At 56.8% G+C, this 234-nt stretch carries 1 protein-coding gene; it reads left to right on the top strand.

The features are described from left to right. Positions 1-234: ATP-binding cassette domain-containing protein (locus SB775_RS34000; RefSeq protein ID WP_410865703.1), on the top strand; the 234-nt coding region annotated here is incomplete at both ends.

The following is a 234-nucleotide window of genomic DNA, read 5'->3' as shown; positions in this document are numbered from 1 at the left end:
AATACGGCGAATTGCAAGAGCAGTTTATGGAAGCCGGCGGGTATGAGACGGAATCGAAGATCGCAGCCGTGGCGAACGGCCTTGGCGTCACACCGCTTACGGGCCAGCGGTTTGATTCGCTGAGCGGCGGCGAGAAGACGAAAGTGATGCTCGCGCAGCTCATTTTGCGCAAGCCTTCTGTCCTGTTGCTCGATGAACCGACCAACCATTTGGATTTGTCGGCGATCGAATGGC

Source organism: Peribacillus sp. SIMBA_075 (genome assembly GCF_046534585.1).
This window is presented reverse-complemented; position numbering and strand designations above follow the sequence as displayed.